We start from the raw sequence: 10524 nt of genomic DNA on the forward strand, positions 1-10524 counted from the left end.
GCCGAACGATTCCACGAATCCGTTGCGTTGACCGGTTGAATCCGCGGGTCGATCCGGCCATCCGCGGGTGCGCTGCCGGCTGGCCAGGACCGGCCGGCAAGCGACGCGCGCCTGCTGAGGCCGCTCGGCTCTTGCCACGCAAGTCTTCAACAGTTGGCGGACAGTCCTGCCGCTGCCGCATCTCGCTTCACTGCCACGCACTTGATTTCGACAAGCAGGCCGGGATGCGCAAGCTCTGAGACACCGATGGCGGTCCATGCGCACGTCCCGCGTGGAAACACCTGATTCTTCACCTCGCGGAAGAGYGGCATGTGCTGACGCATCTGCACATGGTACGTCGTCATATCGACAACGTCCTCGAAAGTACAACCGGCCGCTTCCAGCAGTACGCGCAGGTTTTCCCAGCAAGCGAGGAATTGCGCTTCAGGATCGGCAATCACTTCAAGGTCTGCAGTACGCCCGACCTGTCCGGCGCAGTAAACGGTAGAGCCGACCTTGAGCGCGGGCGCGTAGCCAGCGCGCTCGATGATTGGTTGCAGTGTCGGCGGTACGAGAACGTCACGGTCTGTCATCTGGTATTTCTGTCTGGAGAGTGGAGTAACTCGTGGGATCGGCCAGTGCCGCGAAATGGGTTGTCTGGGCTGCTTCCCCGGTGCGATCGACGAAGCCCGGTCTTTGACCGGGCTGCACGCCGCCTTTGTCTGAGCCGCAGATTCCAACGGCGTCCGGATCGTCGAGATGCCCGGGGGGTACTCTCTGGCAATAACTCGGTACCGTCAGTCCAGTTGAATGTTGGCGCGCTTGATCACCTCGGTCCAACGCTTGTTGTCCTCGGCGATCACCTTGTTCAGGTCTTCGCCGGTGCCATAGAACGGCCGCGCCCCCTGGGCTGTGAGCTGGCTGACCATTGCCGGTTCGGTGGCGACGGACCTGACGGTGTCTTGCAGCTTCCTGATGACCTCCGCGCTGGTTCCGGCGGGCGCCATCAGCGCTGACCACGACTCCGTTTCCGCGTCCTTGATGCCAAGTTCACCGAAGGTCGGCACATCGGGGATTGCCGCATTTCTTTGCCGGCTGGCCACGCCGAGCAGCCGGATTTTCCCCGACTTCACATACGGTTGCAGGCCTGGAAGATTCGCAAAGAGAATCTGAATCTGGCCCCCAAGGAGATCGGCCGTTGCCGGCCCGGCACCCTTGTATGGCACGTGCGTGAACCTGACGCCCGTGCGCAGCATGAAAAGCTCACCGATCATGTGGTTGACGGACCCTTGGCCTGCCGACCCCATATTGAGTTTTCCAGGATTGGCCTTCGCATACTGGATTAGCTCGGCCATGCTCTTCGCTGGCGTGTTCGCCGAGACGGCCAGCACGTTTGGTACCGTAGCGAAGAGCGCGATCGGCGCAAGGTCCTTCGACGGGGAAAACGTCAGGTTCTTCGATAGCAGCGGCTGGATGACCTGATTGCCCATCGTTGCATACAGAAGCGTGTACCCGTCGGCGCGCGCCTTGGCGACGAACGCCGCGCCGATGGCGCCGCCAGCGCCTGGCTTGTTATCGACGATGGCCGGTTGCCCCAGCACCTGGGACATGCGGGTCGCCAGCAGCCGCGCGGTGAGGTTCACGGTCCCGCCAGGAGCGAAGGGCACGACGAGGTCGATCGGCTTGTCGGGATACCCCTGCGCGCCGGCGACAGAGCAGCACCCCATGGCAGCAACCAGCACTGCGGTGAACTTGAACATGGTTGTCTCCTCTCGAACGTCAGATCGCCTGCGCCCGGGCCAGCGGCGCGTGGTCAGGCGTGACAAGCGCCCGGGTACGCTGCTCCAGCAATGCGGATGCCTCGCGAATCCGTTTGTCGGTGGCCTCCAGGGTGTCGGCGCGCATGCCGAGCGCGAGTCGCTGTGCATCGAGCCGCTCGAGCACGCCTTGTGGCGCGGGCGCACCGTACGACTGGCGTCCATTGACATTGCAGATCGGATCCAGGCATTTTGCAACGTCCTCCGCCGAAAGCGCTGCCGGTCGTCCGACCTGCTGTTCTGCCGCGGCATCGATCATCGCTGGCGTGATCGCGGTGGCCGGCAGGCCATCGTCGAGTGCGCGCCGCACCACGGCGCCGATGATGTGATGGGCATCGCGGAACGAAAGATCGGCCTTCCTGACAAGCAGGTCGGCGAGATCGGTCACCGTGGAGAAATCGGCCGCCGCACGCGACGCCATGCGCTCACGATCGGGCTGCACGTCCTGCACAAGCAGCTTCATCAGTTCAAGACATTTCTGCGCTTCTTCGCAGCTCTCCCAGCAGGTTCGCGTGCTTTCGCGGCTGCTGTCGCCGGAATGCGTGAAGTGCGAGGACTTCACCGTCGTCAGCGCGGCCGAGGTGAGCCCGATCAGATGCGCGGTCTTGCCGCGCAGGTACTCGAGCACGACCGGATTCTTCTTTTGCGGCATGATGCTTGACGTCCCCGCGATGCTATCCGGAAACACCAGGAAGCCGAATTCGGGCGTCGACCAGATATAGAAATCCTGCACCATCCGGCTGCACGTAATCATCATGATCGAGAGCGTTGCGCTCAGCTCCAGGGCAAAGTCTCGTGACGCTACGCTGTCCAGCGCGTTGCCGAGCGGCCGGCTGAAGCCAAGCAAGGTGCTGGTCAGGGTGCGATCGATCGGGAACGACGTACCGGCGAGTGCACACGCCCCCATCGGGCAGCCGTCTAGGGTTTCCAGCACATGCAACAACCGGTCGATGTCCCGGGACCATGCCTCGACCAGCGCCGAGAAGTAATAGCCATACGTGATCGGCTGGGCGGCCTGCATGTGGGTATAGCCTGGCATGACATGGCTGGCGTACCGGGCCGCCTGGTTCAGCGCGGCATCGCATAGCTCTATAAGCGCAGCGCAAATCCGGATCACAAAGCCGCGCGCGCGAATCCTGTCATTGGTCGCGCCAATATCGTTGCGGCTCCGTGCCGTATGCAGGCGGCCACCGAGATTCTGGCCGACAAGCCGGATCAGGTGCGCTTCGTAATTGAAATAGGCGTCTTCTCTCGCCGCATCGAGCTCAACGGCCTCGGGACCATCCTGCTGCATTTTCAATAATGCATTGGCAAGTGCTGCCGTCGTGGTTTTGTCGAGAATGTCCTGCTGGTCCAGCATGGCCAGGTGAGCGAGGTTGATCTGTGTAAGTACATCGAAATTCTTGGTGAAGAATTCTCGCGTGGTGCGGGGCTGGAAAATGTACTGGATAACCTCCTTCGCGGGAGGTTGTTTGAGGCGGCGGCTGACTTTGGATTCCATTTTCACACTCTCTTGAAATAAACCTGTATCGAGTTTGGTTTCCAGGGACCTATACGTCAAATCAGCGTTTCGTAGCTTCCTATACAATTCCGATATGGGTTGCGGGGCTGGCACCCCGGCGCGGCGCAGCACGGCGCGTGTCACAATCCGGTCCTTTCTGGAGCCCGGACAATGAACTTCAAGCAGATCGAAGCGTTTCGTGCCGTGATGATGTCGCGTTCCATGACCACGGCGGCGGGGCTCTTGCATACGTCGCAACCCAATATCAGTCGCTGGATTGCATTGTTGGAGCGCAAGGTGGGCTTTGAACTGTTCCAGCGCATCGGCACCAAGCTCATTCCCACCGCCGAGGCGGAGGCATTTTATGCGGACGTCGAGCGTGCCTTTATTGGCCTGGAGTCTCTTGACGAAAGCGCGAATTCCATACGGCGCAGGGGTACCGGATTGCTCCGCGTCGGCGCCGTGGGCTCCATTGCTGAAAGCGTGCTGCCGGACGCCATTGCTGTTTTCCGGCGGGATTTTCCCGATATCCCGGTTCTGCTCAATATGGGGCGATCGGACGTGGTGGCAAAATGGACCGCGACGGGGTTTTGCGATATTGGATTCTGCTCTGTCCCTACCGAATTACCCAGTCTGCACTATGAAGAAATCAATGCTGCGCAAGGAATATGCATCGTTCCCGGTTCACATCGGCTGGCGACAAGAGCCGTTCTGGATCCCGCCGATTTCGAAGGGGAGCACTTTATTTCGCTGCCGACGGAAAGCGCGAACCGGCGCGAGATCGACCGGCATTTCCCGACGGGATCCAGGGTGCTCGCCATCGAAACGCCCTACGCCACAACCATCTGCAAAATGGTCAGCAAGGGACTCGGCGTGTCGATCGTAAGTCCGATCGTGAGCCGTGCGCTGGGTCTCGCCGACGCGTGCGAGGTTCCATTCTCGGGCGAGGTGATGTTCCGCAGCTTCGCAGTCACGTCCGACCATTTCCCGCTCAACTTCCTGGCAGGCCGGATTGTGGAATGCGTACGCAATACCTTTGATGCGTTCAATTCGCAAAACCGTGCGTAGAGGCGCGCCTTGCGGCATGGAGATGCTGCAGTGTCATGCGCAAGGACAGGAAGCGGCCGCCAACTCGACCGAAGGCTGACCTTGGCTTGCGCTGCCTATTCCTTCGGCTGGAAGTAGATGTTGATGTCGGGAGGCGCCACGCCGTTTTCGTCGCGAGGCAGGGGATCGGATCGCTCCACCGCGCGCAGCACCGCGTTGTCCCAGCCGACATTCCCGCTGGACTTGGCGAGGCGTACCGACAGCAGCGAGCCGTCTGCGGCCAGATGCACCGCGACCACCGCGGTCGGGTTGCCGGCCACCTCTTCGGTGTAGATGATGTTCGGCAAGATGCGGCGCCGCACCCGGTCCGCATAGCCTGGCGAGGCGGTGCCACCCCTGCCGGCGCCGTTGCCGGCGCGGCCGCCCACACCGTCAGTAGCGGGGGCGGGGGCGCTGTTGGCCATTGCCTGCAGGCGTGCCAGTTCGCTCAGCCGCTGCTGCTTTGCGGCCGCCTGGCGCTCGGCCTCGCGCGCCTTGTGGTCGCGCTGCTCAGCCTGCCTGGCTGCTTCGGCCGCCGCGGCTGCCTGGCGGCGCTTGCGCGCCTGCAAGGCGATGTCGGCGTTTTCCTCCGGCTTCACCACCGGCTGGGGTGGCTCCCGCTTCGGCTGGATCACGGGCTGGGTCGAGACGTCGGGTTCCGCGTCCCACAACTCGGCTTCCACGCCGGCCGGGGTCCGGCTTTGCCAGTGGACCGCGTAGTAGAGCAGTGTGCCCAGCAGCACGTGCATGAACAGAGCCAGCAGGAAACATTTCAGTGTTCCCCGCTCCTGTGGCATTTGATAGGGATAGGCGATGGACTCCATGACGCGCGGCGGGAAACAGGCGGCCGGTCTTCGGTGCGGTCGATTTAAGACGGAAGGGCGACAATCGGAAGCGCAATGCCCCAGGCGCTTGCCTCCAACCGCCCATCACCCGGTTTGAGTATAGGTGCCGAAGGCCTCACGTCAATTGACGAGCGGCCGCTGCAACCCGCCACCGGTTTCGGGGAAAGACGCAGGCATGCCGGCCGCCATCCAGGTTTTCAGTAAAACTGCTCGCCGATCACCCGCCGGACGGTCTGCAAACCACTCCGCAGACTGTCCAGCCCGACCGAGCCGACCGCCAGGCGGAGGGCGTGCGGCACATGCTGCGACGTGGCAAAGGGCTCGGCCGTCGACACGGAGACCCCGTCGCGCATCAGCGCCGCCGCGACCCGGTCGGCGCGGATCTCTTCCGGCAAAGGAAGCCAGGCGAAGTAAGACGCAGGGTGGCGCACGCACGCCATCCCGGCGAGGGCGTCGCCGACCACCGCCTGTCGCTGCACGGCGTCGCGCCGTTTCTCTGCTTCAAGGCGCGCGACCGTACCGTCGTCCAGCCAGGCGCAGGCGATCGCCGTCGTCACACCGGGTGTGCTCCAGGTCGTGGCTCGGATCGCCCGTTCAAGTTTCGGCACCCATGCGTGCGGTGCGACGACGAACCCCACGCGCAGCCCGGTCGCCACGCTCTTGGAAAAGCCGGAGACATAGACCGTCGTCTCCGGCGCGAGCGCAGCCAGCGGTGGCGGCGGGTCGTCGGCCAGAAAGGCGTAGGCACCGTCCTCGATGATGAGCAAGCCGTGCCGCCGCGCGATCGCGGCCAGGCGGCGGCGCCGACTCTCGCTCGTCACCCAGCCCAGTGGGTTGTGCAAGGTTGGCATTGTGTAGACGGCCCGGACCCGGCGGCGCGAGCACAGGTGCTCCAGCGCGTCCAGGTCCGGCCCCTGTCCGGCTGCCGGCACGGGCGCCAGCTCCAGCCGTTGTGCCTCGGCGAGAACCTTGAATCCCGGATAGGTCAATGCATCGACCGCGACCACGTCGCCCGGCTGAAGCAGCGCCATGACAGTCACCGCCAGGCCGTGCTGTGCGCCGTCCACGAGCAGCACCGTGGACGCGTCGGCCGTCAGCCCGCGCGCTGCGAGGTGCCGGGCGACGCACGCGCGTTCGTGTATCCGGCCACCATGGGGTGCATAGCGCAGCATGGCCTCCAGGTCACCGCCAGCGGCAAGCTGGCGCAAGGCGCTGCGCAGCAGATCCGCCTGCCCGGGTAGCGACGGATAATTGAAGTTCAGGTCCACCAGACCCGCCGCCACGGCTTGCTGATCGATGGCCCGGCCGGGGGGGAGGGCGATCTCGCGAACGAAAGTGCCGCGCCCGACCTCGCCGCTAACGAGCCCCATCGCCTCGAGTTCGGCATACACGCGCGACGCCGTCACCAGCGCCAGGCCGTGGCGCTCGGCCAGGCGCCGATGCGTGGGCAGGCGGGTGCCGGGCCGCAGCCGTCCCGTGCGGATCTCGGCGGCGAGTCCATCGACCAGTTGCTTGTATCGGGATCCAGCCATCGCGCAATGTATCCATGACAATTTTTTGATTGTATTCCTTGTCTCGCCTACGATGGGCGCGTCTCCTTCCACGATCTCGCCACCTTGGACCGCCATGCACATCGCAATCCTTACCTTCGACGGCTTTAATGAACTGGATTCCTTTATCGCTCTGGGCATCCTCAACGGAATCAAGAAGCGTGACTGGCGCGTGACCCTCTGCTGCCCGAAGCCGGAAGTCACGTCCATGAACGGCGTTACCGTTCGTGCCCAATCCTTGCTCGACGACGCTCCGCTTGCCGATGCCGTCGTCATCGGCAGCGGGATGCAGACACGCGAGGTCGTCGGCAATTCGGAGCTGATGGGGCGCCTGGCGCTTGATCCTGGTCGCCAGCTGATTGCGGCCCAGTGCTCCGGCACGTTGATTCTGGCCAGGCTCGGCCTCCTGGGGAGCGTGCCGGCGTGCACGGACCTGACCACCAAGCCGTGGGTGCAAGAAGCCGGCGTGGAAGTTCTGAACCAGCCCTTCTACGCGCACGGTAACGTCGCTACCGCGGGTGGCTGCCTTGCCTCGTCATACCTGGCTGCCTGGATCATCGCCCGCGCCGAAGGGCCAGAGGCCGCTGCGGCGGCGCTTCACTACGTCGCCCCCGTGGGCGAAAAGGAAGCCTACGTTGCCAACGCGCTCAAGAACATCGCGCCGTACCTGCCACAGTGACGCATCGCATGGAAAAGCTCGTGCCCTGGAGCGGGCCAGGACACCGCAGAGGGCAGGGGCGCCGCAGCGCGCCCCGCACTGCCTACTCCACCTTCCCGATCTTCCGCACGGCCGTGGCGATCTTGCCGGCATCCTTGTCCCAATACGCCTGGAACTGGGGCGAATCCATATAAAGGACCGGCGAACCGGCGTTCTGGATGACCGAATTGACCTTGGGATCGGCGGCCGCGATACGCGCGGCGTCGCGCAGGCGCTTGATGACCGGATCGGGGGTGCCGGCGGGCACGAACAGGCCCGACCACTGCGCGAACTCGACGTTGTGGCCCAGTTCCATCAGGCTGGGTACATCGGGGAGCGCGGCGAGCCGGTTGTTGCCCCACTGGGCCAGTGCGCGCAGCTTGCCGCCCTTGATGAACTGGAGGACCGAGGAGGGGCCGGTCGAGACGGCATCCACCTGGCCGCCCATCAGGGCAACCACCGCCGGGCCGGCACCCGTGTAAGGTACGTGGAGCATGCTAAGGCCAGCCTGGTCGGCCAGCATGGCCATCGGCACATGCATGGTGCCGTAGTTGCCGGACGAGCCGTAGCTATAGCGGCCGGGATGCGACTTCACGTCGGTGATGAAGTCCTTCGCGGTCTGCCATGGGCTGTCCGCGCGTACCACCAGCACGGTGGGATCGGCCGTGAAGCGCGCAATGGGTTTGAGCTGATCGAGCTGAAACAGCGGCTTGCGCCCGATGACCTTGTCCGCCTCCGGAATCATGGAGATGGACGACAGTGCCATCAGGACCGTGTAGCCATCCGGGGCTGCCTTGGCGACGTAGCCCATGCCGATGCCGCCGCCGGCGCCGCCCCGGTTGTCCACCACCACCGGTTGGTGAAGTTCGCGCGAGAGCGCTTCCGCGACCGGCCGAGCCACCGCGTCCGCCACGCCGCCGGGCGCGAAGGGTACCACCATGGTGATTGGCCGCGCGGGCCATGAATCCTGAGCCGAAACCGCTGACGCGGCCAGGACCAGCGTCGCTCCTGAGATGCAGAGCCATTTGTTGTTCATCTTGTCTCCTGCCGTCCCCGGCGTGGGCAGCCCGCGTCGTCTGGATTGCGCAGGTCTGCCAGGCTTTGTTTTTTGTCACCCGACGCGCACTGCGCTGCCGGGGCTGCCCTCAGACAACGCGATTGGTCAGGGTGCCGATGCCCTCGATGCTCACTTCCATCACGTCGCCTGCTTGCAGGAACCTGGGCGGCTTGAAGCCCAGGCCGACGCCCGCCGGCGTACCGGTCGCGATCACATCGCCGGGGTGCAGTTCCATGGCCGCGGACAGCGTTTGGATCAGCGTCGGGATGTCGAAGATCAGGTCGGCGGTATTGGCGTCCTGGCGCAGTTCGCCGTTCACGCGGCACTGGATCTTCAGATTGGCGCCATCGACGGCATCCGCCGTGACGATCCACGGTCCCATCGGGCAGAAGGTGTCGATGGACTTGCCGAGGAACCACTGGCGGTGCTGTTGCTGCAGGTCACGTGCGGTCACATCGTTGACGATGGTGTAGCCAAAGACGTGCTGCCAGGCATTCGCCTTCGAGATCGCCTTGCCGCGCTTGCCGATGACGATGGCAAGTTCCGCCTCGTAGTCCAGCTGCGAGGTGATCTGGCGATGGGCATCGACGGCCTCGCCGTCGGCGATGATGGCAGTTGGTGCCTTGGTGAAAATCACAGGAAAGGGCGGGGCATGTTCCCCATCCTTGGACGACGAGTCGAAGCCTGACTGCTGGAACTCCCTGGCGTGCTCGTGGTAATTCTTGCCGACGCAAAAGACATTGCGCCGGGGACTCAGCGGAGCGAGCAGCTTCGTTCCATCGAGTGTTTTCCAGGCGGCATCCGCGGGCGGACTGGCCAGCCTGGCGCCGTCGACAAACTTGCCGATCAGCGATTCCATGTCGCCCTCATGGGCGACGCCATCGCTGAAGGTCTGGCAGTAGCTCTTGCCATCGGTGGAGATCGCGACGACGCGCGGGCCGGTGGCAGTCTGGATGCGGGCTAGCTTCATAAATTGGGCCTAATTGGGTTGTTTTTGAGTCCATAACAACCCAATTAAACGCCAAGGTTTTCCGGCAGTCAATGCAGTTTTGATAAAACTCAGGCCGCTGCAATGCCCCGGCCGCCAACCCAAATTGGCCCAATTTAGTCCAGTGCGATAGAATGCTGGCCAGTTACAGGGTGGAAACAGGGATGACGCAACTTGTCGAGGAAGACGGTATCCAGGGCGCGCTGGCTCTCAAGAACCAGATTCTGGAGAACCTCCGGAGCGGACGGTGGATCGCCGGGCAGAAACTGCCGACCGAACGAAGGCTTAGCGAGACGTTCCAGATCGGGCGCTCCACCGTACGTCGCGTGATCGCACAGTTGAAGGAGAAGGGTCTCTTGCGCCAGAGCGTAGGTAGCGGAACCTATGTGGCCGACGATATCCAGGAGACGATCGGCGTCGAGCGTGCCGCAACCACGACCAACGTCAGCCCGGCAGACCTGATGGAGGCGCGCCTGGTCTTCGAGCCCGCCCTGGTGGAGTTAATCGTGCGCAACGCCACCGCGGTGGACTTCGCCGAGATGGAGCGGTGCTGCGACGAAGCTGAGGCCGCCACCAGCCTGGAACTGTTCGAGTATTGGGACGGCGCGCTGCACCGGCAGATTGCCGCCGCCGCGCACAACAACTTCGTGCTGGACGTATTCGAATCGATGAATCGCGTCAGGGCAACGGGCGAGTGGGGTGCGATGAAGCGCAAGAGTGTCACGCCCGAGCGGCGGGCGGCCTACCAGATCGAGCATCGCACCATCGTCAGGGCGCTCAAGGACAGGGATATCGAGCAAGCACGCGAAGCGACATTGGCACACCTCGCGCATGTGAGGAAGAACCTTCTGGGTTACTAGTACAACATCCCGTAAATAGATTTAATAATTATCAGGCTGTAGGTACGGCTCCAGGAGCGTGACGACCACCTGGGCCATCTCGTCGAGCGAGCCTGCGCCTGGCAACGGCTCCCAACGCCCACTATGGTTGCGAAAGGCGGCGCC

Annotated in this window: 10 protein-coding genes; 3 read left to right on the top strand and 7 right to left on the bottom strand. The window is 63.6% G+C overall.

What is annotated here, in order from left to right; translation table 11 throughout:
• Positions 1-146 precede the first annotated feature (146 nt).
• The 3 genes from AC1DK4_RS22600 to argH form a co-directional block, all read right to left on the bottom strand.
• Positions 147-572, bottom strand: a complete 426-nt coding sequence (locus AC1DK4_RS22600) for a RidA family protein (protein ID WP_441621063.1) — start codon at positions 570-572, stop codon at positions 147-149.
• A gap of 204 nt (positions 573-776) precedes the next feature.
• Complete coding sequence (locus AC1DK4_RS22605; RefSeq protein WP_441621064.1) at positions 777-1739, bottom strand: Bug family tripartite tricarboxylate transporter substrate binding protein; 963 nt, start codon at positions 1737-1739, stop codon at positions 777-779.
• Between the two features lie 19 nt (positions 1740-1758).
• Positions 1759-3297 (bottom strand): argininosuccinate lyase, encoded by a 1539-nt coding sequence (gene argH, locus AC1DK4_RS22610; protein ID WP_441621066.1) that lies wholly within the window; start codon positions 3295-3297, stop codon positions 1759-1761.
• Between the two features lie 171 nt (positions 3298-3468).
• On the opposite strand from argH, the gene AC1DK4_RS22615 reads away from it, so the two are divergent.
• On the top strand, positions 3469-4365 hold the full coding sequence (locus tag AC1DK4_RS22615) for a LysR substrate-binding domain-containing protein (protein WP_441621068.1): 897 nt from the start codon (positions 3469-3471) through the stop codon (positions 4363-4365).
• Between the two features lie 95 nt (positions 4366-4460).
• Here the strand turns inward: AC1DK4_RS22615 and tolA are convergent, their stop codons facing one another.
• Together tolA and AC1DK4_RS22625 are read right to left on the bottom strand one after the other, a co-directional pair.
• Positions 4461-5207, bottom strand: a complete 747-nt coding sequence (gene tolA, locus AC1DK4_RS22620) for a cell envelope integrity protein TolA (protein WP_441621070.1) — start codon at positions 5205-5207, stop codon at positions 4461-4463.
• Between the two features lie 218 nt (positions 5208-5425).
• Positions 5426-6760: an aminotransferase-like domain-containing protein gene (locus AC1DK4_RS22625; RefSeq protein WP_441621093.1), complete on the bottom strand. Its 1335-nt coding sequence runs from the start codon at positions 6758-6760 to the stop codon at positions 5426-5428.
• Between the two features lie 94 nt (positions 6761-6854).
• Here AC1DK4_RS22625 and AC1DK4_RS22630 point away from each other — a divergent pair, with 94 nt between their 5' ends.
• A complete protein-coding gene (locus AC1DK4_RS22630; RefSeq protein ID WP_441621072.1) occupies positions 6855-7457 on the top strand; it encodes a DJ-1/PfpI family protein in 603 nt (200 codons plus the stop codon).
• Positions 7458-7539: 82 nt separating this feature from the next.
• On the opposite strand, the gene AC1DK4_RS22635 is transcribed toward AC1DK4_RS22630, so the two are convergent.
• Both AC1DK4_RS22635 and AC1DK4_RS22640 read right to left on the bottom strand, forming a co-directional pair.
• Entirely contained in the window at positions 7540-8511 is a 972-nt protein-coding gene (locus AC1DK4_RS22635) for a tripartite tricarboxylate transporter substrate binding protein (protein WP_441621074.1), read from the bottom strand.
• Between the two features lie 109 nt (positions 8512-8620).
• Positions 8621-9502 (bottom strand): fumarylacetoacetate hydrolase family protein, encoded by an 882-nt coding sequence (locus AC1DK4_RS22640; protein ID WP_441621075.1) that lies wholly within the window; start codon positions 9500-9502, stop codon positions 8621-8623.
• Positions 9503-9684: 182 nt separating this feature from the next.
• On the opposite strand from AC1DK4_RS22640, the gene AC1DK4_RS22645 reads away from it, so the two are divergent.
• Positions 9685-10380: a FadR/GntR family transcriptional regulator gene (locus AC1DK4_RS22645; RefSeq protein WP_441621077.1), complete on the top strand. Its 696-nt coding sequence runs from the start codon at positions 9685-9687 to the stop codon at positions 10378-10380.
• The last annotated feature ends 144 nt before the right edge of the window (positions 10381-10524 follow it).

Source organism: Cupriavidus sp. 05N38 (assembly GCF_056397345.1).

Excerpts from the sequence above, each read along its gene's own strand:
- AC1DK4_RS22605 (WP_441621064.1), bottom strand. The coding sequence starts at position 1,739 with ATGTTCAAGTTCACCGCAGTGCTGGTTGCTGCCATGGGGTGCTGCTCT.
- argH (WP_441621066.1), bottom strand. The coding sequence starts at position 3,297 with ATGGAATCCAAAGTCAGCCGCCGCCTCAAACAACCTCCCGCGAAGGAG.
- AC1DK4_RS22615 (WP_441621068.1), top strand. The coding sequence starts at position 3,469 with ATGAACTTCAAGCAGATCGAAGCGTTTCGTGCCGTGATGATGTCGCGT.
- tolA (WP_441621070.1), bottom strand. The coding sequence starts at position 5,207 with ATGGAGTCCATCGCCTATCCCTATCAAATGCCACAGGAGCGGGGAACA.
- AC1DK4_RS22625 (WP_441621093.1), bottom strand. The coding sequence starts at position 6,760 with ATGGCTGGATCCCGATACAAGCAACTGGTCGATGGACTCGCCGCCGAG.
- AC1DK4_RS22630 (WP_441621072.1), top strand. The coding sequence starts at position 6,855 with ATGCACATCGCAATCCTTACCTTCGACGGCTTTAATGAACTGGATTCC.
- AC1DK4_RS22635 (WP_441621074.1), bottom strand. The coding sequence starts at position 8,511 with ATGAACAACAAATGGCTCTGCATCTCAGGAGCGACGCTGGTCCTGGCC.
- AC1DK4_RS22640 (WP_441621075.1), bottom strand. The coding sequence starts at position 9,502 with ATGAAGCTAGCCCGCATCCAGACTGCCACCGGCCCGCGCGTCGTCGCG.
- AC1DK4_RS22645 (WP_441621077.1), top strand. The coding sequence starts at position 9,685 with ATGACGCAACTTGTCGAGGAAGACGGTATCCAGGGCGCGCTGGCTCTC.